General features: G+C 45.2%; 18 protein-coding genes. 14 read left to right on the forward strand and 4 right to left on the reverse strand.

Going from position 1 to position 22,502, the window contains the following annotated elements; translation table 11 throughout:
* The 6 genes from A3IK_RS21565 to A3IK_RS0110015 all read left to right on the forward strand — a co-directional run.
* Positions 1–300 (forward strand): hypothetical protein (locus A3IK_RS21565; RefSeq protein ID WP_020559846.1); only part of this gene is annotated, 300 nt, incomplete at its 5' end.
* A 75-nt stretch (positions 301–375) separates the two neighbouring features.
* Positions 376–1,488 carry a hypothetical protein gene (locus tag A3IK_RS21570; protein ID WP_020559847.1) on the forward strand — a complete coding sequence of 371 codons (1,113 nt, stop codon included), beginning with the start codon at positions 376–378 and terminating at the stop codon, positions 1,486–1,488.
* 10 nt (positions 1,489–1,498) lie between these two features.
* A complete protein-coding gene (locus A3IK_RS0110000; RefSeq protein ID WP_020559848.1) occupies positions 1,499–4,060 on the forward strand; it encodes a molybdopterin-containing oxidoreductase family protein in 2,562 nt (853 codons plus the stop codon).
* An 11-nt stretch (positions 4,061–4,071) separates the two neighbouring features.
* Positions 4,072–4,803 carry a 4Fe-4S dicluster domain-containing protein gene (locus A3IK_RS19145; protein ID WP_020559849.1) on the forward strand — a complete coding sequence of 244 codons (732 nt, stop codon included), beginning with the start codon at positions 4,072–4,074 and terminating at the stop codon, positions 4,801–4,803.
* On the forward strand, positions 4,796–5,572 hold the full coding sequence (locus A3IK_RS0110010) for a TorD/DmsD family molecular chaperone (protein WP_020559850.1): 777 nt from the start codon (positions 4,796–4,798) through the stop codon (positions 5,570–5,572). Before A3IK_RS19145 ends, A3IK_RS0110010 begins: the two co-directional genes overlap by 8 nt.
* Positions 5,573–5,579: 7 nt before the next feature.
* Positions 5,580–6,659 carry an ATP-binding protein gene (locus tag A3IK_RS0110015; RefSeq protein ID WP_026220912.1) on the forward strand — a complete coding sequence of 360 codons (1,080 nt, stop codon included), beginning with the start codon at positions 5,580–5,582 and terminating at the stop codon, positions 6,657–6,659.
* Between the two features lie 78 nt (positions 6,660–6,737).
* Here A3IK_RS0110015 and A3IK_RS0110020 read toward each other — a convergent pair whose 3' ends face one another.
* Positions 6,738–8,024, reverse strand: a complete 1,287-nt coding sequence (locus A3IK_RS0110020; RefSeq protein WP_020559852.1) for a hypothetical protein — start codon at positions 8,022–8,024, stop codon at positions 6,738–6,740.
* A 170-nt stretch (positions 8,025–8,194) separates the two neighbouring features.
* Between A3IK_RS0110020 and A3IK_RS0110025 the strand changes: the two genes are divergently transcribed.
* On the forward strand, positions 8,195–9,001 hold the full coding sequence (locus A3IK_RS0110025; RefSeq protein WP_020559853.1) for an NAD-dependent protein deacetylase: 807 nt from the start codon (positions 8,195–8,197) through the stop codon (positions 8,999–9,001).
* Here A3IK_RS0110025 and A3IK_RS0110030 read toward each other — a convergent pair.
* Complete coding sequence (locus tag A3IK_RS0110030; RefSeq protein ID WP_020559854.1) at positions 8,998–9,570, reverse strand: hypothetical protein; 573 nt, start codon at positions 9,568–9,570, stop codon at positions 8,998–9,000. The two genes, A3IK_RS0110025 and A3IK_RS0110030, sit on opposite strands and share 4 nt — an antisense overlap.
* Before the next feature lie 411 nt (positions 9,571–9,981).
* Here A3IK_RS0110030 and rnt point away from each other — a divergent pair, with 411 nt between their 5' ends.
* Positions 9,982–10,623, forward strand: coding sequence for a ribonuclease T (rnt, locus tag A3IK_RS0110035; protein WP_020559855.1), 642 nt, complete (start codon positions 9,982–9,984; stop codon positions 10,621–10,623).
* Positions 10,624–10,865: 242 nt separating this feature from the next.
* Positions 10,866–12,821 (forward strand): DEAD/DEAH box helicase, encoded by a 1,956-nt coding sequence (locus A3IK_RS0110040; protein WP_020559856.1) that lies wholly within the window; start codon positions 10,866–10,868, stop codon positions 12,819–12,821.
* Here the strand turns inward: A3IK_RS0110040 and A3IK_RS0110045 are convergent.
* Positions 12,811–13,554, reverse strand: coding sequence for a metal-dependent hydrolase (locus A3IK_RS0110045; RefSeq protein ID WP_020559857.1), 744 nt, complete (start codon positions 13,552–13,554; stop codon positions 12,811–12,813). The genes A3IK_RS0110040 and A3IK_RS0110045 overlap by 11 nt on opposite strands.
* Positions 13,555–13,557: 3 nt before the next feature.
* Positions 13,558–14,463, reverse strand: coding sequence for a signal peptidase I (gene lepB / locus A3IK_RS0110050; protein ID WP_020559858.1), 906 nt, complete (start codon positions 14,461–14,463; stop codon positions 13,558–13,560).
* Between the two features lie 207 nt (positions 14,464–14,670).
* Between lepB and A3IK_RS0110055 the strand changes: the two genes are divergently transcribed.
* The 5 genes from A3IK_RS0110055 (at position 14,671) to A3IK_RS0110075 (ending at position 22,305) form a co-directional block, all read left to right on the forward strand.
* Complete coding sequence (locus A3IK_RS0110055; RefSeq protein ID WP_020559859.1) at positions 14,671–16,731, forward strand: KR domain-containing protein; 2,061 nt, start codon at positions 14,671–14,673, stop codon at positions 16,729–16,731.
* A 108-nt stretch (positions 16,732–16,839) separates the two neighbouring features.
* Positions 16,840–17,904 (forward strand): recombinase RecA, encoded by a 1,065-nt coding sequence (gene recA / locus A3IK_RS19150; protein ID WP_020559860.1) that lies wholly within the window; start codon positions 16,840–16,842, stop codon positions 17,902–17,904.
* A gap of 30 nt (positions 17,905–17,934) precedes the next feature.
* Positions 17,935–18,414, forward strand: coding sequence for a regulatory protein RecX (locus A3IK_RS0110065; protein WP_020559861.1), 480 nt, complete (start codon positions 17,935–17,937; stop codon positions 18,412–18,414).
* Entirely contained in the window at positions 18,401–21,022 is a 2,622-nt protein-coding gene (gene alaS, locus A3IK_RS0110070; protein WP_020559862.1) for an alanine--tRNA ligase, read from the forward strand. The genes A3IK_RS0110065 and alaS overlap by 14 nt, the downstream gene beginning before the upstream one ends.
* A 62-nt stretch (positions 21,023–21,084) precedes the next feature.
* On the forward strand, positions 21,085–22,305 hold the full coding sequence (locus A3IK_RS0110075; protein WP_020559863.1) for an aspartate kinase: 1,221 nt from the start codon (positions 21,085–21,087) through the stop codon (positions 22,303–22,305).
* Positions 22,306–22,502 lie beyond the last annotated feature (197 nt).

Here is a 22,502-nt window from a genome sequence, read left to right on the forward strand (position 1 = left end):
ATGTCCGGAATGGGTGGCATGAGCGGTATGTCCGGAATGGCTGGTGTTCCTGAAGGCTGGGCATGTCTGGAGTGGGCACCTGCTCAATCAGGTATGAGTGGCATGTCAGGCATGGGTGGCATGTCTGGAATGGGTGGCATGAGCGGCATGTCTGGAATGGGTGGCATGAGCGGCATGTCTGGAATGGGTGGCATGAGCGGCATGTCCGGAATGGGTGGCATGAGCGGCATGTCCGGAATGGGTGGCATGTCAGGTATGTCCGGTATGCAAGGACAAAACTGGGTTCCTCCAAAAAATTAATTAACTCATACTCATCGCTCATTGGGTTACAGAAACTACGGTTTTTGTAACCCAGTCACACAGGGAGTCGCTATTATGCATTCAGGTAGGGAAAAGTGGCCGCTGGTAGCCTTAGCTGTCGCCATTCTTTCGGGGGTTGGTGGCTTGGCTGCTATTGGAGGGGGCTTGTTGTTCGGCAAGGAAAAAGCACCAGAACTATTACTCAGTCAATATTACATGGCAGCGACCACCTCCAGTGTACCTGCAACACCTACAAATACTAGTACCAGTGTTAGCACTGAAAATACTACAACGGTTGCTACCTCAGCAGCTACAGCCCCGGCTGCTACAACATCGACACCAGATCCTGCGCCAACAGCAGTCGCACCTAGTCCTGCTGTTGCGGTAGTCTCTAATGAGGAAATTGCTAAAGAAACGCAAACCAATGCGGATAAATTATTGAGTGAAGTATCCCCAGAGCCAGTAAAAGTTAATTATGAAAATGCGCGTTGGGATCCGATTCACTTTAAGCCAGCTATTGAAAAAGCCAGTAATGCCGAGTGCCTGAAATGCCATCAAGAAGTACTGACTAGTAAGGTACGTGATAGCTCTCCGGCAGGGTTAAATAAAAAGGATACCTTAGCCTGGTATCAAACCTTAGATACCTATCAAGGTGAGCAAATGACCTTTCACCAACGTCATTTAACCGCACCTTTTATTAATAAAGTAGCCACTATGCAATGTATTACTTGTCATCAAGGTAATGATCCGCGTGAGGAAACAGGTACAGGATCAGTTGATGTGCAAAGTGATTTAACCCTACGCAAAATGGTGAATCCACAAGTATGCTTAATGTGTCATGGACAATTTCCTCATGAAGTGATGGGGTTACCTGGGCCTTGGTCACAAAGTGGGGCTGCTTTCCAAAATAACTGTTTATTATGCCATGCAGCGATTCGGACTAATCGTCATCAAGTTAACTTCCTAAAAGCGCATGAAATCGAAAAAGAAGGCATGGCTAGTAGTGATAGTTGCTATGGTTGCCATGGTGGACGAGCTTGGTATCGCATTAGTTTCCCTTATCCGCGTCATCCTTGGCCGGGCAGCGGTGCTGTACCCGATTGGGCAAAAGATCGCCCTACTGAGTCCGACTATCGATTTGTGATTCAAGGGACTACTCCAGCACCTGCTACTGCAACTAAACCATGAGAAGCCAGCCATGACTACACTTGATTGGAAAGATAAATTAAAAGCGGCTTTACAAATGGATCGCCGTACCTTTTTAAAAACCTCTGCTTTAGGTTCTGCTGCCCTAGCAGCGGGTGGGTTAGCCGTAAAGCCTAAAGAAGCTAAAGCTTTCGCTTATGAGCCTTATCCCCGTGATAATGACTTAACTACCGTCGTTACCAGTTGCGCTCATAACTGCGGCTCACGCCATATGTTAGTCGCGCATAAAAAAGGTGATGTGATCGTGCGCTTGTCTACCGATGATGGGCGTTATCAGAAAGATGGTGAATTTGGCAAAGATACTTTTGAAGAACCGCAAATTCGTGCCTGTTTACGGGGGCGTTCTTATCGGTCACGTTTATATTCACAAGAGCGTTTACTCTATCCCATGATACGAGTAGGTGAGCGGGGTGAGGGTAAATTTAAGCGTGCCTCTTGGGATACTGCCTTGGATTTTGTTGCAGGCAAAATGGAAGAGCTTAAGGCCAAGTATGGGCCTACCGCTTTACTCGATCAGTCTTATGCAGGAGCCTCTTATGGGGTATTACATAAATCAGACCAAATTGAGGGCTTATTAGGGCGCTTTTTGGGTATGTATGGCTGCCGTACTAGCTCGTGGTCGGTTCCCTCCTATGAAGGCACAAAGTTTAGCTCACGTATTACTTTCGGCACCATTGAGGATGGTAATGAAGATGATGCCTTTGCCCACTCTAAACTGATCATTATGTGGGGCTGGAATCCGGCTTATACCTTCCATGGGGGCAATACTTTTTATTACATGCGTATGGCTAAGCAACAAGGCTGTAAGTTTGTTTTAGTTGACCCGCAATATACCGATTCTGCCGCTGCCTATGATGCATGGTGGATTCCGATTCGCCCGAATACCGATGCCGCCATGATGGCGGGTATGGCGCACTATATCTTTACCAATAACCTGCATAATCAGGACTTTATTAATAAGTTTGTGCAAGGTATGGATGAGGGTACTATGCCAGACTGGGCGAAAGGCAAAGAGAACTTCAAAGATTATATCTTAGGTAAGTATGACAATACGCCTAAAACACCTGAATGGGCCTCTGCTATTTGTGGTGTATCTGCCGAAGATATTAAAAAGCTAGCCGACCTCTATGCCAATACCAAACCAGCAGCCTTAAAAGCGTCTTGGGCACCGGGGCGTAATGCGTATGGTGAGCAATATAATCGTATGGCTGCTGCTTTGCAGGCTATGACTGGAAATATCGGTGTGCTCGGTGGTTGTTCCGAGGGCATTGGTAAGGCATGGCATGCTGAAGGTGTAGCTTATCCTTATGATGAATTTGCCAATGTGTTTTATGAGTCGATTAAGTCCGACCGTTGGGCGCATTGTGTGCTGAATTACCCCAATGTGAAGCGTGAGGACATCGGCTTGTGGCCGGGTGGACGCGCGGGTGATGGGGTCATTCCTGATATTCGCGGTATTTTCTGGCAAGGTTCCGATTGGTTTAATCAATTAACCAATATTAATAAAGAAATTGAAGCCATGAAAAAATTGGAGCTAGTGGTGTGTAATGATGCCACGATTACTCCATCGGGTTTATATGCGGATGTACTATTCCCCGTAGCGACTCACTTTGAGCGTCATGATGTGGCTTTGCCTTGGTATAAAGGGCATTACTACATTCACCGCCCTAAAGTCATTGAGCCTATGGGTGAGAGTAAAACCGACCTGCAAATTTATACCGAATTAGCATGGCGCTTAGGCGGCGAACAGTTTGGTAAACGTTATAACCCTAAAGCTAACCGTGATTACTTCCTCAATCCTGATGAGGTCGATGAACTCTACCTGCGTGAATGGTGGGAAAATAAGGTCATGGCACATCAACATGTGGAAATGCCTTGGGATGAGTTTAAAAAGCATGGTGTGTATAAATTTATTCTGCCACGCCCCCATGTTGCTTTCCAAGACAATGTAGAAAAGGGTACACCATGGCCTACTGCATCGGGGAAAATTGAAATCTTTTCCGGTCAATTAGCGCAATACGATGATTGGACTAAGACCGCCTATGGTCATGAGATTCCAGCCATTCCAAAATGGATTGAGCCTTGGGAATACCTAGGTGCTAAGGATAAGGTAGAGAAACATCCCTTCCATTTAATTTCACCACATCCTCGTTGGCGGACACACTCGATCTTTAACAATATTGGGTGGTTACGCGAAACCTATGAGCAAGAGGTGACGATTAATGCCTCGGATGCTAAAAAGCTCGGTATTAAAACGGGTGATACGGTCGAGGTATTCAATGATCGTGGGCGGGTGGTCGTACCAGCTTATGTAACCGAGCGTTGTATGCCCGGTGTGCTCGTGATTCATGAGGGTGCGTGGATTGATTTAGATGAAAACGGTGTTGACCGCGCAGGTAATCCCGATATGTTGACCCTAGATGAGCCAAGCCCAGCAGGCGCTTTTGCTTATAACACTGTTTTGGCTGACATTAAAAAGACGGATTTGGCACATAAACCGGGTTGGGATCAGTTAGCTACTTCACGTAGCCACGTATTCCGGCGTGATCTTTAGGGAGAAGCATCATGGCAAATGAAGTAGTTAAAGATCAAGGCGCAATCAAAGAAGCGATTGTCCGGCGCAAAAAAGCAGTCTATACGCCCGTTAAGCCCGTGCAGCAACTCGGCTTTATTCATAATAATGTCGATTGCATTGGTTGTCGTGCCTGCGAGATTGCCTGTAAGGATAAAAATGGTCTACCTCCGGGGCCGCGTTTCCGTCGGGTGATGTATGTTGAGGGTGGGACTTATCCGCAGGTCTATGCGTATAAAGTCAATATGTCCTGCAATCACTGTGCAGAGCCTGCGTGTTTACCGACTTGCCCCACAGGTGCAATCTTTAAGCGCGAAAAGGATGGGATTGTCGATATTGATTCGACCCTATGTATTGGTTGTCGGCGTTGTGAAGCGGCTTGCCCCTTTGGTGCACCCCAATTTATCCCTGAGCAAAATATTGTCTCTAAGTGCAATATGTGTGTGGATGAGATTGAGGCTGGACGTAAACCGTACTGTGTGCAAGCTTGTATGATGCGGGTATTAGACATTGGCCCTATTGATCAATTACGGGCGGGTACTTATCCCACTAAAGCGCGAGCTGAACATGAGACAGTGGTAGGACAAGTCAAAGGCATGGCAAATCCAGAACTCACTCATCCTTCTATAGTGTTCGTGGCACATAGTCAGGGTGTTGTAGCGGGTGCAGCTCCAGTAGCTCCTGCTCCAGCAGCTCCTACGGAGACAGGTAAAACTAATGGCTAATCATTTACTAGAAGATGAGAGAGTGCTAGGACAATTTTGTCAGGTAATAGCGACCGACTTGCGTTTATTGGCGGATTTACATGCTAGTGAATTGACGCGAGAGCGCATGCGGGAGTTATTGGACATTGGTTTTCCGGGACTCTTAGCCTTAGGTTCCTATGATCACACCTTAGCCTTGGCGGTAGAGCAATTAGGTGTGGGTATGGCAAGCTGGCCTAATCCCATACCGGATTCATTAGTCGATGATTTGGCAGCCGATTTTGCGGATATTTACTTAAATGGCAGCTTACATGGTCTACCTAATGAATCGGTTTGGTTGGATGATGAGGAGCTTACTTGCCAGCAACCGATGTTTGAAGTACGTGAGTGGTATGCTCGGCATAATTTAGCGGTTCCGAATTGGCGCAAACTGTCGGATGACCATTTAGTCAATGAATTGTTGTTTATAGCCTATTTACTCGACAAAGTGTCGAGTGAACAGGATAGCCAAGTCTTAGAAGAGGTGGCGCAATTCATGGATGAGCATTTGTTACGCTGGTTATTGCCTTTTGGCAAACGAGTAGCGCTGCGCTGTGCTACTCCCTTTTATAGTTCTTTGGCTTTAACGAGCGCTTTATATGTAGAACAGTTGCGCGAATTAATAGCCATGATTTTAGGTGTAGCCCGTCCTAGTATCGAAGCCATCGAGCTTAAACTCAGGACACAACAATTAGCCGCTAGTGGGGTTCAACCTCTGCGTTATTACCCAGGTAGTGCGCCCAGTTGGTAAGGATTGCATGATGGTGTCATTGTCATGGTTGCGACAAACTCAGCGTGAATGGAAGATACCGGATATTATTCCTGAGCGCTGTGTGCATCAACATTGCGAAATTGCCAGTTGTACGCGTTGTGTCGATAGCTGTCCTACCTCGGCCTGGAGGTTAGATGAGGGTGGATTAAGGATTGATACCACCTTATGTGATAGCTGTGGACTTTGTGTGGCTGCCTGTCCACAACAAGCGTTAGTACAAACTCACTACCCATTGTTAGGCCTAATCAATCAACATAAATCACTATTAGCCTACTGTGAACGTTGTCATGGGGTTAAAGCAGGTAAGGGAGTGGTGCCTTGCCTGCATATTTTTAGTCTAAGTACTTTAGCAGAGTATTATCAATTAGGTTATCGGCATCTATATGTAGCGAGTGGCGAGTGCGAGCAATGTGAGCGCTTTGGTAAAACAGCTACCTTGCAACAGACACTACATAGCCTTAATCAACTACTAGAGAGCCGGCAGGTAGAACCTATTCAACTTACACAACTCGATCAAACCGCACTCAAATCCTATCACAAGCATTTAATGACAGTGCAAGCGGATCAAACGGCTACCAGTCGGCGGCAATTCTTTCGTCAAGCAGTGACTTTAGTAGCAGAAACGGTGGAGCAAGGGGAGTTAACGACAGAGATGATGGCTCCTGCCCAGAGTATTACCTGGGTTGCCCGCTTACCTCATAATACTACGGCAGGTGTGACCTTCCCTTATGTACCAATAATTAATGCCGAGCGTTGTAATGGTTGTGATGCCTGTGTGCAATTATGCCCCCAACAAGCCCTTAAACTCGAACAACAGGCCGATACTTTAGCCTATCAAGTGCAGGTAGAGCGTTGTAATGGTTGTGGTGTTTGTGTGGATGGTTGTGATCAGCAAGCATTGCAAATTGAAGCAGTAAAACCAGCTCCAGAACCTTTAGCGTTAACCACCGCTCATTGCAAAGCGTGTGGTAGTCCGTTTCATTATCCCACCCAGCAAGCCTCGCCTAACTATTGCCGTATTTGCACTCAAACGAATCATTATCGTCGTTTATATCAGGTGTATTAGCTAAAAAGCAGCATCCTTGCTGCTGAGTATGTTTTAGACAAAAAACTATGATTATTTTTAGGTAACTAAAAAGTAGTATTATTTATACAAAAACGAAGTTGAGAGTGGATACGCACCTGCAGTAGAAGATGAGCGTTTAAGATTCGCTTGTTTTTCTAGCATTTCCGCTTCTAATAATAAGCTATCTAAGTCATCCTGTAGGGTTTTGCCACTCAATGTATCCTCGTCTAATTCAAAAGAATCAAGGGGATCGGCTGCCTCTTGTAGTATATCTTTATGTTTAGAGCTGGAGCCTATAGCCGTAACATCGATTTTGTTAAAATCGAGTTTATCTGTGCTATTGAGAGTTTTGGGTTCTGGGTTTAATAGTTTTTCTAACTCAAGCACACTATTATGGCTTAAATCTAGGTCTAGACCCTCCGCTTTATCCCAGTTTTTGTCCTGAGCAGGGGTAGGGGCATCCATATGGATTTGTACAGATACAGATTGATCCGCCTCAATAGTCTTTTCGGCTTTATCCGCAGTGTTATCCATTTTTTGAGATGTTTCAGAGCTAAGAAAGCTGTGCCTAGCATAGGAGGGGGGTGTTTCAGTTACTGCTGCTGTAGTGCTAGAAATAATAGCAGGCTGTGATAGCTCAGTTTCTGACACAGTTTCTTTGGCTGGCTCAGGCTTTGTGGTGCTAACTTCTGTTTTTTCTACGGATTCTGGAGAGGTAATGGCGCTAGTTTCTGCTTTTTCTGCGAGTTCTGAATAGGTAGTGGTGCTGTCTTCCGTTTTTTGTGCCGGCTCTGTAGCTGTAGCCGTGCTGACTTCAGTTTCTGGCACAGGTTTTTGTGCAGCTTCAAGTGTGGTATGACTGCTGAAGGTATTAGGTAAGTTGTTAGCAACTGTGGTTTGAGCAGGCATATCTATTGACAGATCAAGAGCGGCTGCGACTTTTTGTAAGCGTGAGCGTACCTGTTTTTCTTGTTCAAAATCACTGAGTAATTGTTCTAGCTCATGGATATACTCAACCCGTGTCTTTAAGAGCTGACTGTTTTTGATAAAAGGATCAATCAAATCAAGTGCCTGTTTAGTGTTTTTTTTGCTGAGGTTTGAGCTGATTTGATCAATAGAGACGGTTAGTGTTTGGCAATCTTCTTGGATGGCATGACTGCGACTTTGCTCTAATGTCGCTGGGGAATCTTCGGCATCAGCAACGTTGCTGGAGTCTTGTAGTGCTTTTAGGGTTTGCTTGAAGGTTTGAATGTGGGTTTGGTGCTCAAGAATACTCTGAGTATTGGTCTTGGATTGCACGATTAGGTCATTAATCGCTTGCATAATCGATGTTTGGAGTTGTTGTGAATGATTTGGATTAAACATGCTAGCCTCTAAGTTCAAGTAATTATAATAATAGTAAAATGACCAAGATTTAGTGTAAGCGCGTAATGGACATGGGGCTTATCATACTAATAGGAAATTAATTCCGTATTAATTTTCATCACTAGGGCGATAGGTTCATATTTTTATACCGAACGGTTAAAGGTAGTGGGATGGTAGTGGCATTACAACAATTTGCGGCAGAGTATCCTCGCTGGGTAGTGTTAACGGGAGCAGGGGTTAGTTTGTCCTCTGGTATTCCTACTTATCGGGATGAAAAGGGCATATGGCAACGTCCCTATCAGCCGATTCAGCATCAGGAATTTATTCAAAATGCGAACATGCGCCGCCGTTATTGGGCGCGTTCCTTTTTGGGCTGGGCAACTGTGGGGCAAGCTCAACCTAATCGAGCACACTCGGTTTTGGCTGAATTAGAGCAACGGGGAACCGTCAGTTTATTAATTACGCAAAATGTAGATAATCTGCATCAACGGGCAGGTAGTAAACGAGTCATTGATTTACATGGTAATTTATCTCGTGTGGTGTGTTTGAGTTGTGGCACCTTAGTAGAGCGTGCTGAATTACAGGCTCGAATGCAAAGTGAAAATCTTCATTTTATGGGATTAGGTATTGAAGTACGTCCCGATGGCGATGCTGAACTAGATGGTGCAATTATTCAACAGTTTAACCCACCTCATTGTAGTGTATGTGGTGGAGATTTAATGCCTGATGTAGTGTTTTTTGGCGGAATAGTGCCAAGTATACGAGTAGCTAAGTGTATGCAGGCTTTGGAGCTGGCTGATGCTTTAGTCGTGGTGGGGAGTTCACTGAAGGTATATTCGGGCTATCGGTTTTGTGTGAAAGCCCGTGAACTCGGAAAGCCGATTGTGCTGATTAATCCGGGGTGGACGCGGGCGGATGAATTAGCTCAATTAAAAATTACCACACCTTGTGTACCCGCATTGGAGGCATTGCTCTAAGCATTGGAGTTATTAGCCCGCCCTTTGGGTAATAAAATTTGCTTAGGCTGGTTCGGTAATAATACGGCGGTCTCATTTTCTTTTGCTAACCGTTGTTTTTCTTGGCGCATACGCAAGACATACCCGCCCGCAGTACCCCCAGCGGTGGCTAATAACATAACCCCTAAGGTTAAAAATTGGGTCATTAATAAAAACGCACCAAAACTGGCCACACCTGCGACCGCCACCCCCACCTTAAAATTAGCCTTAGCAGAGCTACGGGTCAGCTCGCGGCTCATTTCTTTAGTGATTTCTTTTTGAGTATCTTTCACCGCCCGCGTTTTAGCTCGTTCGGCATTAACCTTAATGCGCTCACGCTCCTCAGCATGCCGCTCCTTAATACGCATAATTTCGTCTTTGTGGTGATGTCCTTCTACTGCATGAAACCAAAAGGCGGTTAATACTCCTACCACTAATAAAGGTACTAGCACACGCAGCCACCCCCAACCCTCGGCATTAATAGGGAAAAGTAGCACTAGGGCTACCGTCACAATTTGCAATAATAAAATACCCGGTAGAAATTTAAGCACGTTATAATCCTTGTTTGGAAGATGACTTTATCCGTTAGAGTATAAAACTTATCTTAGTCAGTGCAGGGGCAAGCTTGAAATATATCATGTTTTAAAGCCCCATAAACATGTTAAGGTGGTAGATCCTTTTAAGTCAAATCCAGATAGCTTGTTAATAAGTTAATACAGCTATTAACTCCATGGTTTTAGTCATTAAAAATATTAAAAAGACTATATTTTTGTTGTGCTGGCAACTAGTTTACTCTTACACTGGAACCACTTGCTGATACAGATTCCCTAGGTATAAATGCTAATACGCTAATATGAGTGATTTTATTAGTTATTAGGTGTTTGTTTTATAAAAACATAATTAAAAGTTAAAAATAAAAGTCCCCTATTTATTTTTAACTTTATCCGGTAAGCTTTTGCTCCATGAACTCAGAAACAGATATTGTACCCATTGCTGGGCGTTTCCGCGGTTTTCTTCCTATTGTTGTCGATGTGGAAACAGGTGGATTCGATAATCGTCGTGATGCTTTGCTTGAATTAGCAATGGTTGTGTTGCGTATTGATGAAAAAGGTGAGCTGCGCCGTTACCGCACTTATAATTGGCACATAGAACCTTTTCCTAATGCTAACCTTGATCCTAAATCCTTAGAGGTCAATGGTATTAAGCCTTTTAGTCCACTGCGCTTAGCTGTGCCAGAAGAGAAGGCAATGGAGGAATTTTTTCGTATTGTGCGTAAAGAGGTAAAGCTCAATGAGTGTAATCGTGCTATTTTAGTGGGGCATAATGCGCCCTTTGATCTTGGTTTCGTGCAGTCAGCGGCGCATCGCGTGGATAGTAAACGTAATCCTTTCCATCCCTTTAGTACCCTTGATACGGTGACTTTAGGGGCAGTCATGTATGGGCAGACGGTACTTGCACGTATTGCCCAAGCAGCGGGTATGGGCTGGGATGCCTCACAAGCGCACTCGGCTGTCTATGATGTGGAAAAAACGGCTGATCTATTTTGCCATTTTGTTAATACTTGGAATACCTTAGATGCTGCGTTTAAAGCAGTTGAGTCTTAAAGTAAATGAATTAAGCTAAAGCACTCAGCGTAAATGCGTAGAAAAGCAGCTTTATAAGGTCAATACCTTTGCCAAAGCTGCGTTTTTAGACTTCTTATCCCGCACTGCACAATAATTTTGTCTCAATGCTTGCAATCAAGAGGGGAATACACGTAGAGTATAACGACCCGACTTAATTACCAGCATGGGACACCTCCTGTTGTTAGTCCCTAATCTATTTTGCTTTTGCAGGCACACGTTACATGTCAGATATTTTACCTACCATCGACCAACCCATTACGTTCGAGCAGTTTGAGTTAGCACCCGCGATTTTAACCGCGATCAAAGAAGTGGGCTATGAAACCCCTTCAGCTATTCAAGCCGCTAGTATTCCGCCTTTATTAGCGGGACGTGATTTACTAGGTCAAGCCCAAACGGGCACGGGAAAAACGGCCGCTTTTGCGCTACCGTTACTGAGCCGGATTGATCCGAGCTCTTATCAAACACAATTATTAGTATTAACACCGACACGCGAACTCGCGATTCAAGTGTCAGAGGCCATGCAAAAGTATGGTCATCATTTGCCCGATTTCCATATTCTGCCTATTTATGGCGGTCAAGGAATGGGCACTCAATTACGCATGCTAAAACGTGGTGTACAAGTGGTCGTCGGCACGCCCGGACGCATCTTAGACCACCTTTCGCGCGGAACTTTAGACTTATCCCATCTGAAAGCTATTGTGCTGGACGAAGCTGATGAAATGCTGCGCATGGGCTTTATTGATGATGTGGATGAAATTTTAAAGCATACGCCGGAAACGCGCCAAGTAGCGCTATTTTCCGCCACTATGCCGGATCAAATTCGCCGTATAGCCTTAAAGCATTTACATGATCCTGAAGAGATCAAAATTGCGGCAAAAACTACCACAGTAGAGTCCATTAGCCAGCACTATTGGATAGTACGCGGTATAAATAAGCTGGATGCTTTGACGCGTATTCTAGAAGTTACCGATTTTGATGCCATGATTATCTTCGTGCGCACTAAAATCAGTACGGAAGAATTAGCAGATCGCTTAGCGGCACGCGGTTTTGCTAGTGCAGCACTCAATGGCGATATGAATCAGCAACAACGTGAAAAAACCGTTGAGCATTTACGCCAAGGTAAATTAGATATTCTGATTGCAACCGATGTGGCTGCACGTGGTTTAGATGTGCCTCGGATTAGTCATGTGGTGAATTATGATATTCCGCATGATATTGAGTCCTATGTGCATCGTATTGGTCGTACTGGACGTGCAGGGCGTAAGGGTGAGGCGATTCTATTTGTGGCTCCGCGTGAAACCCGCATGCTAAGAGCGATTGAGCAAGCGACACGTCAAAAAGTGTCACTCATGCAATTGCCTACTAAGAGCGAAATTGTTGATCGGCGCGTGGAGCAGTTTAAACGTTCACTGATTGAGATGACTCAAGTTGAAGGATTAGAATTCTTTAAAGAGTTATTAAATAATGTGGCGGAAGAAACGGGCTTAGGTCAGGAAGATTTAGCCGCTGCTTTGGCCTATTGGGTACAACGTGAGCAACCGCTGCAACCCGATATTCAAGATATTCCTACCGAGCCTGAACGTCGTGAACGTGAGCGTAGCAGCCGAGGTGAACGAGGCGAGCGTTTTGAGCGTGGCGATAGAGGGGAACGTGGTGAGCGTGAAGACCGTTTCGAGCGTAGTAGTCGTGGACGTACTCCCGCTGCCGATATGGTGCGTTACCGCATTGAAGTTGGTCGCGAGCATGGGGTACAACCTAAGCATATCGTAGGTGCCATTGCCAATGAACTAGATATGGATAGTCAAAATATCCAAAATCTAGATATTCGCAATACTTTTAGCCTAGTCGATTTACCCCAAGGACTGAGTAAGGATGCTTTCATGCACCTGAAAAAAGTGCGCGTGTGTGGGCGTAAATTAGAAATTACCGCAGATGCAGGTGCGCCTACTCGGCCTAGTAGTTCTGGTCGACGCTTTGAAGAGCGCGGTAGCTTTGAAGGTCGTGAGCGCAGTAGTAGCGATCGTCCTGAGCGTGAAAGCCGAGGCGAGCGCCCTGAGCGTGAACGTGGCAGCTTTGAAGGTCGTGAACGCAGTAGCCGTCCTAAAGAGCGTAGCAGCAGTAGCGGTGAGCGCCGTATCAGTGGTGATGCACCCCGTAAACGCCGCTTTAACGATTAGTCTTAAGATCGTTAGTTGATGTTGTAGGGGCGCGCGAGTCTTGTGGTAGAAAGCGCGCCCCGATAATTTGATAAGTTTCTTTACTCACTAAAGTGTCCCAAAATTGTTTAGCACTCGGTGTGCTATACCAAGCAAGTACCGTTGCTACAATCATAATCCCCGACTTCAGCGGTTTACGACTATCTAAGAGTTTCATTGCCGTCCCAAAAGAGCGCTTAATACGCCGATTGGAAAAATCCACGCTATAAAGCTCATCTAATAGTAAATGTAATACAAAACCTAGAAAGACAAATAAGCCTAATAACCAAGCGACAAAAGCCGTTTTACCGAGCCAATTATGGGTAACCGACGCCACCATAAAGGTAGCAAATAAGGCCGCTATTAAGGAATGAATCGAGCCACGGTGCGTGGTGTAGCGATGAAAAAGGGTCCAAAGCGGGTAGCGAATACCTGTAAATACACACAGCCCAACAAACCACATTTCTAAAATAGAAATATCCCGATCCATAGTAAAAATGACCGCAAAGGCCATGGCTATCCCCAAGAGCGAAAACATAATGCTACTCGGATAAGAATGCTGCAAATCGACATCGGGCAAAATCCCCCCTAACGTCCCCATAAAGGCTAGAAATAGAGCCTCATTAGGGGTCACAAAACCGACTTGCAGGCACAGCACGGAAAGAAGTCCAGAGGCAGCGGCAGCGTAGGAAATATGAGTGGTAAAATTTGCCATAACTTATTGAATCCTATGCCCAATCCGTTCCCAGTTGAGTTTATGCTCTTGCATATTAATCGACATCCAAATGAGATCCGCTTTACCTATTACATCACGCAGGGCAACGGTGCCAAAAAAGCGTGAGTCATTACTAGCCGAACGATTATCACCAAGGACAAAGATTTGCCCAGCAGGTACTTTGAAATTAATTTGTGGGGGGAGTGAGGGTTTATCGCGCCAGATGACGTTCCAACTGTGATTCTCAAATTGCTCTCTAACGGTGAGGATTTTACCGGTTTCATCAGCACTAAGGGTATTTAATAGGCTCTTACCATTAATGCTGACATCGGCATTTTTAATGCTGATCTGATCGCCGGGCAGAGCTATTACGCGCTTAATAAAAAATTGAGTACGATCATTGGGATAGACAAAAATCACCACATCCCCTCGCTCTACCTTCGTCTGACAGCCGCTACAGTTATAGCGTTTATTGGCAAAGAGCATATCGCCGGCATAAATATTTGGCTCCATACTACCCGAAGGAACACGAAAGGATTCCACATAGTAATGACGCACATATAGTTTAGTTAGGGGTATGAGCACCACATAGGCGATGACTAATATACCAACATAAACCCCACTACGCTGCCAACTATACTCAAGTGTTGCTCCACGCCAAGCGACCCAAATCGCCCCTAAAGCAGCGTAAAGCCATAAGGCTATCTGAGCCAATACCCATAATAGTAGTCCATCCATGCGATTTTCAGGTGCCATGAATTGCATAATGCCAACAAATACGGCAGGAAAGAGAAAAATATAAATTAAAATTAAATAAATGGCTTTGGTGAGCTGTCCATTGTACCACTGGCCTAAGCCGGGTAGGAAAGCGGATAACAAGAAGGCACTTAAAGGATGTGTTTTCGTCATGATCGATTGGATTGATTATTATCATGCATTGTTTGAAGTGTAGGCGGTTGTACTCTTTATCGGCTGAATCGTCAATGTGCTTGCGCTGATCTGCTAATCCTGCCTCTAGTCGGTATCGCTCTAGCTACTGTGGGTCACTCTTGAATTAAAATTGCTTATAAGATTTATAAATAAAAAATTATATTATTTAATCACAAGTTGGTACTTATGCTTTCAGCTCATGAACCTGCATCACCCCATGGTCAACTATTACCATACTATCACCTGCAAGCGGCTCCTTGTGCTAAGCCACTGGTGCAACCTCAAAGTTTATCTGGCGATCAGCTAGTGATTATCTGTGAGCGAGAAGATATTGAGTTAGGTCAGGTGCTGTCCGGTAAATTAAAAGGTGGCTCGCTAAAAATTAGCGCAGTTTCTTATAAAACGCTACGTATTCAGCCACTTTTTCTGAAGGAATCTCAACCACAGATTGTTTTAGTGGTATTACCGCGCTTATTGACCATAGGGGCAGAAGAGGGTGAAGTGCGCCAAGCGACCACCCGCTTATATACGGTGCTCAATAGTTTACAGCATTATCAGCCAGATACTTTGTTGGTAGCACAGTTTAGCGACGGTCAATTTGGCCTAGATCCTGCTAGTGCGCCTCATTTAGAACAGGTGGGTTGGCGCAGTGTATTAGCCAATTGGTCGAGCCAATATCCACAGGGTCAGGCACGTTTGGTCGATTGTGATAGCTCGACACCTTTGGGGGCATGGAGTGATTTAGTGATCGCGGCCTTACAAATGCCCGGAACATTCCAATCCTTAGCCAAGCGCGAAGACGAATATTATCAATTAAGTCTCGTACCATGGGATGTGCAAAGTTCAGAGAGCGCTTTATCCTTTAAGGCGCAATCAGTAGTGATGGTGTTAGGCGTTCAATCCCCCTTAATTACTATCTATGCTGCTACACTGGCCCAACAAACGGGGGTGAGCTTAGCTTTAGTGGGGCAAGAGGCTTTAGTGGCAAATGAAGCCATGCAGCGGGTGATACAATACTGCCAACAGGCGGGGATTCGAGTACGTTATTATGCCTGTGATCTGACTGAAGAAACGGCAGTAGCCTCAACGGTACAACAAATTCAAAGTGACTATGAAGCGCCGATTGAAAGTGTGATTTATGGTACTTTGAGTGATGATTTGGTGAGTAATAGAGCCAGTCATAGTGTGGATCAGGTACGCAGTGTGATGCACCTTACCCACTATTTACCTAAATTAATGAGATGGCTATCCATAGCTGCAATAGATACGCTATTGGGGGCTAAGCAAGATTATTGGGCAGGTTATACAACTGAGTTAATCCATGCTCATTTAGTGAATCAACGAAGAAAACGCCCGCATTGTGTGGTTCAGATGCTAGCTCTTGGAGATATGCCGGTTAATCAAAGCGTTGATGCACTCCTACCCTTAGCTAATACACACTCTCATTACCCCTTATTTATTGGAGGACAAGAAGCATTAGCCCTTTGGGGGGAGAGTACTCATCCTGTCCCGCTTGAGCCACTTGAATCAGTGGATGAGCCGCCACTGGTTACTCTAGAGCCTATTACAGCAAGCATTATCCCTACAGTGGATGAGTTAAGCATTAATGAGCTAACGCCAGAGTTAGAAGAACAAGATAAGTATCTGATAGCTTCAGAGCTAGAGGCAGAGAAGCATCAACCTATGCCTGCAGAGCTAGAAGCCAATAAACATCTAGTGCCTGCAGAGCTAGAAGCAGATAAGCACCCTACAGCTCCAGAATTGGAAGATAAGGTAACATTACCCAAAGCTAAGGTTGAGGATAAAATTGCTGAGAAAAAGGAGAGGGTGACTCAGCCCCGTCTCTGGTCAGAGCATAGTTTTACGGCTCAAACCGCAGTCAATGAGTATTTAACTGCAGAGGAGTTTGGGCATTGGCAAGCCGATTGGAGCATGGAAATCTTGCGTCCGGTGGTGGCTAGTGTCTTAAATGCCAAACCGAGGATTTTGGTTAATCAGGTAGAGTGTTTGGATTTTTTAGTGGATGGTCATCAAGAGACCACTGCCCGCGTGTATATTGCTGACTTCAACACGAGTCGTTTGGTTTTAAAGTATGAGTATTGGGGTAAAAATGCCTCAGATCAGCATTACCAAGTGGCTCAAGGAAACGTCATATTAGGGTATGGAGCACGCTGTTTAGAACGCTGGTTAGAATTACCATTTCCTGCTGAGGTAGTGGATAAAATACGAGATTTTTTAAATAGTTAAACAGTATCAGAATAACATTTATATCAAGTGTTTTCAGGTGCTTACTTACCCTAAATATGCGATAATTAATCCTTTAAATCAGCCTAAACTATAGCAGGAGTCATCTGCATGGATGAGAACAAAAAGAAAGCATTAGCCGCCGCCTTAGGTCAAATTGAGCGCCAATTTGGTAAAGGTACTGTTATGCGTATGGGGGATAGTACTGCTGCACGTGATGTAGAAGTGATTTCAACCGGATCGATTACCTTGGATGTGGCGCTTGGTATCGGTGGTTTACCGCGCGGGCGTATTATCGAAATTTTTGGTCCAGAATCCTCTGGTAAAACGACTATGGCCTTGCAAGTCATTGCTGAGTGCCAAAAGAAAGGCGGTACAGCCGCATTTGTGGATGCTGAGCATGCCCTAGATCCGACTTATGCCCAAAAGCTAGGGGTAAATGTTGATGATCTCTTAGTCTCTCAACCCGATACCGGCGAGCAGGCTTTAGAAATTACCGATATGTTAGTGCGCTCTACCGCAGTTGATATTATTGTTGTCGACTCAGTAGCGGCTTTAACGCCTAAAGCAGAAATTGAAGGCGATATGGGTGACTCCCATATGGGACTACAAGCCCGCCTAATGTCACAAGCGTTACGTAAACTGACCGGCAATATTAAACGTTCTAATACCTTAGTTATTTTCATCAACCAAATTCGGATGAAAATTGGTGTGATGTTTGGTAGCCCAGAAACCACTACAGGCGGTAATGCACTCAAATTCTACGCCTCAGTGCGGATGGATATTCGCCGTATTGGTGCGATTAAAAAGGGCGATGAAATCATTGGTAACGAAACCCGCGTAAAAGTGGTTAAGAATAAAATGGCTCCCCCCTTTAAAGAAGCCGAGTTTGAGATTTTATACGGTGAAGGCGTATCAAAGTTAGGCGAACTCATCGAGTTGGGTGTGGAACAAGGGTATGTTGCTAAGGCAGGCGCTTGGTATAGCTATAAGGGTGAAAAAATTGGTCAAGGTAAAGATAATGCTCGCCAATTCTTAAAAGATCATCCTGAATTAGCGGCTGAGATTGAACAAGCCGTACGGAATGATTTACTCTCAAAACCTTTGAGTAGTGACTCAGGCTTTGTTGCTGACGCCGATGATTTGGATAATGAGGATGTCTTGGTTGATGATTAATATTGTGTTTCGTTCCTAAGAGAACGGATAATGATGGAACAAGTGAATCCTGTTTACCGCCGTGCTTACCACACGGCGGTTAGTTTATTAGCGGTACGTGATCATTCAAGTGTTGAATTAACGCGTAAATTACGGCAACGTTATGCCGACCTAACCACGGACGACCTAGAGCGAGTGTTGGTCGAACTAGAGCGTAGTGGTTATTTAAGTAATGAACGTTTTGCACAGAGTTATGCTCGTTCCTTGATGAATCGAGGACAAGGGCCTGTCAAAATTTTATATGGGCTACGCGAAAAAGGTATTGCGGCTGAGTTAGCTAAAGACGCCTTAGCTCAAGTAGAGCACGAGGAGTCTATTGATTGGACTCAATTAGCGTCTGAGTTGCGTGCTCGAAAATTTGGAGAGCATCTCCCCAACGATTTTAAGGAACGCGCTCGCCAATCCCGATTTTTGGCGGGGCGTGGTTTTAATTTAGATTCAATTAATGCGGTTTTCCATGAAAAGTGCTGAGGTAAGACAGAAGTTTTTAAACTTCTTTGCAGAAAGAGGGCATACAATTGTACCTTCGAGTTCATTGGTTCCGGGTAATGACCCTACATTACTCTTTACTAATTCTGGTATGGTGCAATTTAAGGATGTATTTTTAGGTATTGATAAGCGTCCTTACTCACGAGCGACCACTGCCCAGCGCTGTGTCCGTGCGGGTGGCAAGCATAATGATTTGGAAAATGTAGGCTACACCGCCCGCCATCATACTTTCTTTGAAATGCTCGGTAATTTTAGCTTTGGCGATTACTTCAAGCGCGATGCTATCCATTTTGCGTGGGATTTCTTGACCCGTGTGATTCAATTACCTAAGGCTAAATTATGGGTCACGGTATATGCCGAAGACCAAGAAGCCTATGACATTTGGGTAAATGAGGTAGGGGTAGACCCGCAGCGCATTTCCCGCATTGGTGATAATAAAGGGGCACGTTACGCCTCGGATAATTTCTGGCAAATGGGCGATACCGGCCCTTGTGGTCCTTGTACCGAAGTATTCTATGATCACGGTGAGCATATTTGGGGTGGGCCTCCGGGATCACCTGAGGAAGATGGCGACCGCTATATCGAAATCTGGAACGTAGTATTCATGCAATTCGAGCGTTCTACTGACGGCGTCATGACACCTTTGCCTAAGCCCTCGGTTGATACAGGGATGGGTCTAGAGCGTTTATGCGCGATTTTGCAAGGCGTACATAGCAACTACGAAATCGATATTTTCCAAGCGCTGATTGGCAAAGTAGCCGAATTAGCAGGCATGACCACCAACCTCGATAATCCGTCCTTAAAAGTCATTGCTGATCATATTCGTTCTTGTTCGTTTATGATTGTGGATGGTGTACTGCCGGATAATGAAGGGCGGGGGTATGTCTTGCGCCGTATTATCCGTCGTGCGATTCGCCATGGTCATAAACTCGGCTTAGATACGCTATTTTTCTACAAAATTGTTCCCACTCTAGTGGAGCAAATGGGACAAGCTTATCCCGAACTCACTAAAGCACAAACGCAGGTAGAAAACGTTCTTAAACGCGAGGAAGAGCTATTTGCTAAAACCTTAGCCAATGGCATGCGTTTAATTAATGAAGCCATTGAGGGTTTAAAAGCGGGTGATACCATCAATGGCGAAACCGCGTTTAAACTCTATGATACCTACGGTTTCCCACTAGATTTAACGGCGGATATTGCCCGTGAGCGTGAGCTAAAGGTCGATGAGGCTGGTTTTGAGCAAGCCTTAGAAGAGCAGCGCCAACAATCACGGGTGGCGGGCAAGTTCAAAGTCGATATGGCAGGCAAGCTCGATGTGAGTGGTGCGACCGATTTCCACGGTTATGATAATTTAGTGGAGTCCGCGACCATTTTAGCCTTATTCCATGAAGGGAATTCAGTCCAACAGCTCCACGCTGGTCAACGCGGTCAAGTGGTGTTAGGTAATACCCCTTTCTATGCCGAATCCGGTGGGCAAATAGGCGACCAAGGCTATGTGCGGATGGGTAGCAGTGCTTTTAAAGTACAGGATACGCAAAAGCAGGGCAGCACTTTTATTCATGATGGTGTGCTGGAGTCTGGTACTTTAGCGGTGGGTAATACGATTCAAGCGGAAGTCGATCAAGAGCGCCGCCAAGCGATTATTCTCAATCACTCTGCTACCCACTTAATGCATGCTGCTTTGCGCCAAGTTTTAGGGACTCATGTAGAGCAAAAAGGCTCACTAGTGACTCCTGAGCGCTTACGCTTTGACTTTTCACAGCCTGAACCTGTTACTGCTGCACAAATTGCTGCAGTTGAGACAATTGTCAATGCAGAGATCCGGCGAAATGTGGCAACCTCTGCACAAGTGATGAGTATGGAAAAAGCGCTTGAAGCCGGAGCGATGGCCTTATTTGGTGAAAAATATGGTGCTGATGTACGGGTACTGCAAATTGGTTTCTCCACCGAGTTATGTGGTGGTTGCCATGTCAACCGCACGGGTGATATTGGACTATTCAAAATCGTCAGTGAAAGTGGTGTAGCAGCCGGTATTCGCCGGATTGAGGCGGTGACGGGTGCTAATGCAATGGCTTGGTTAAATGAAACGGTTAATCGTCTGGATCAGGTCGCACGTTTATTAAAAACCTCTAGTACAGAAGCACCAGAAAAGACTGAGGCTTTGGTAGTTAAAAGTCGCGCTTTAGAAAAAGAGTTGGATCAATTAAAAGGTAAATTAGCCTCTCAAGCGGGTAATAGTTTAGTCGATCAAGCCGAAACGATTGATGATATTAAAGTACTAGCCGTGAATTTAGGGGATGTCGATTCTAAAGCACTGTTAGATACCTTAGATCAGCTTAAAAATAAATTAGGCAAAGCAGCCATTGTTTTAGCATCGGTACAAGGGGATAAAGTAGGGCTGATTGCAGGTGTGACGGCTAATGAAACTAAGCGTATTAAGGCTGGTGATTTAGTGAATCATGTAGCTAGTCAAGTCGGGGGTAAAGGCGGTGGTCGCCCCGATATGGCGCGGGCTGGTGGTACAAATCCAGCGGCTTTAGAGCAGGCATTAGGTTCGGTAAAGGCTTGGGTTGCCGCACAGCTAGGATAGCCTAGGACAGGATTTTGCATTAAAACGCTATGATAAACATAGCATAAGGGTAGGTTAGTTAAATGGCTTTAATCGTGCAGAAGTATGGTGGTACTTCGGTGGGGAGTCCCGAACGCATAGCAGCAGTGGCGGATCGGGTGATAAAATGGCGTCAACAAGGGCATGATGTAGTGGTAGTTGTTTCCGCTATGTCTGGGGAAACCAATCGCTTAGTCGCATTGATTAATGCGATTAATCCGCGCGGTTCTGAACGTGAAAAGGATGTGATTTTAGCCACAGGCGAGCAAGTCACCATTGGGTTGTTGGCCTTAGCTTTAGAGCAAAAAGGTCAAGCAGCACGCTCCTACACGGGTGCTCAAGTTCGTATTCTAACCGATAATGCCCATTCTAAAGCCCGTATTATAGCGATTGATGATGCCCCTATGCGCCGTGATCTAGCCGAGGGTAAAGTCGTGGTAGTGGCTGGCTTCCAAGGTGTAACGGAGGAGGGCAGTGTCACGACGTTAGGGCGTGGTGGTTCGGATACTACTGGGGTAGCTTTAGCCGTGGCGTTAAAGGCGGATGAGTGCCAAATCTATACGGATGTGGATGGGGTTTATACCACGGATCCGCGTATTGAGAGCCGTGCTACCCATATTCCCCGTTTGACCTTAGAAGAAATGCTGGAAATGGCGAGCCAAGGCTCTAAAGTCTTGCAAATTCGCTCCGTTGAGTTTGCTTATAAATACGATATGCCTATTAGAGTGCTATCAAGCTTTGATGATGAAAATGGTAAGAGTACCTTAGTGACGCGTGAGGATGAGGTGATGGAACAAGTTTTAGTACGCGGTATCGCGTTTAATCGTGATGAAGCCCAATTGACCATACGCGGTGTTCCTGATCGTCCGGGTATTGCCTATAGCATTCTAGGGCCTATTTCTGATACGAACATTGAAGTCGATATGATCGTGCAAAATGTAGGCTCTGATGGTTCTACCGATTTTACTTTTACCGTACACAAAAATGATTATGACAAGGCTTTTGGCATACTCAATAATTTGGCGGCTCAGTTAGGTGCCAAAGAGTGTAAAGGTGATGAAAAAATCGCTAAGGTCTCTATTGTGGGTGCCGGTATGCGTTCTCATGCGGGGGTAGCCAGTAAAATGTTTGCCGCTTTAGGTAAAGAGGGGATTAATATTAGGATGATCTCTACCTCTGAAATTAAGGTTGCGGTCGTTATTGATGAGAAATACTTAGAGTTAGCAGTGCGGGTGCTACACGAGGCCTTTGGCTTAGCGGGTTAAATCGCTGTCCACTACGCTATAGACTTTTTGACTAAAAAGCCCGTGTATCTGCCAAAGACGCGGGCTTTTTTATTAGTGCTATGTTATTGATCATAATAATAATTCACACTTTGATAAATAAGTCTGTTGTTTTTTGTCACTTAATGGTAAAAATGCAACATCGAGCGTGAAAAGTTCAGGCTAAGTTCAGTGATTTT

This window comes from Thiofilum flexile DSM 14609 (genome assembly GCF_000380185.1).
GTDB classification, from domain to species: Bacteria; Pseudomonadota; Gammaproteobacteria; order Thiotrichales; family Thiotrichaceae; genus Thiofilum; species Thiofilum flexile.

Bases quoted from the DNA above. Each gene is read 5' to 3' on its own strand.
- A3IK_RS21570 (WP_020559847.1), top strand. From the start codon at position 376: ATGCATTCAGGTAGGGAAAAGTGGCCGCTGGTAGCCTTAGCTGTCGCC.
- A3IK_RS0110000 (WP_020559848.1), top strand. From the start codon at position 1,499: ATGACTACACTTGATTGGAAAGATAAATTAAAAGCGGCTTTACAAATG.
- A3IK_RS19145 (WP_020559849.1), top strand. From the start codon at position 4,072: ATGGCAAATGAAGTAGTTAAAGATCAAGGCGCAATCAAAGAAGCGATT.
- A3IK_RS0110010 (WP_020559850.1), top strand. From the start codon at position 4,796: ATGGCTAATCATTTACTAGAAGATGAGAGAGTGCTAGGACAATTTTGT.
- A3IK_RS0110015 (WP_026220912.1), top strand. From the start codon at position 5,580: ATGATGGTGTCATTGTCATGGTTGCGACAAACTCAGCGTGAATGGAAG.
- A3IK_RS0110020 (WP_020559852.1), bottom strand. From the start codon at position 8,024: ATGTTTAATCCAAATCATTCACAACAACTCCAAACATCGATTATGCAA.
- A3IK_RS0110025 (WP_020559853.1), top strand. From the start codon at position 8,195: ATGGTAGTGGCATTACAACAATTTGCGGCAGAGTATCCTCGCTGGGTA.
- rnt (WP_020559855.1), top strand. From the start codon at position 9,982: ATGAACTCAGAAACAGATATTGTACCCATTGCTGGGCGTTTCCGCGGT.
- A3IK_RS0110040 (WP_020559856.1), top strand. From the start codon at position 10,866: ATGTCAGATATTTTACCTACCATCGACCAACCCATTACGTTCGAGCAG.
- A3IK_RS0110045 (WP_020559857.1), bottom strand. From the start codon at position 13,554: ATGGCAAATTTTACCACTCATATTTCCTACGCTGCCGCTGCCTCTGGA.
- lepB (WP_020559858.1), bottom strand. From the start codon at position 14,463: ATGACGAAAACACATCCTTTAAGTGCCTTCTTGTTATCCGCTTTCCTA.
- A3IK_RS0110055 (WP_020559859.1), top strand. From the start codon at position 14,671: ATGCTTTCAGCTCATGAACCTGCATCACCCCATGGTCAACTATTACCA.
- recA (WP_020559860.1), top strand. From the start codon at position 16,840: ATGGATGAGAACAAAAAGAAAGCATTAGCCGCCGCCTTAGGTCAAATT.
- A3IK_RS0110065 (WP_020559861.1), top strand. From the start codon at position 17,935: ATGATGGAACAAGTGAATCCTGTTTACCGCCGTGCTTACCACACGGCG.
- alaS (WP_020559862.1), top strand. From the start codon at position 18,401: ATGAAAAGTGCTGAGGTAAGACAGAAGTTTTTAAACTTCTTTGCAGAA.
- A3IK_RS0110075 (WP_020559863.1), top strand. From the start codon at position 21,085: ATGGCTTTAATCGTGCAGAAGTATGGTGGTACTTCGGTGGGGAGTCCC.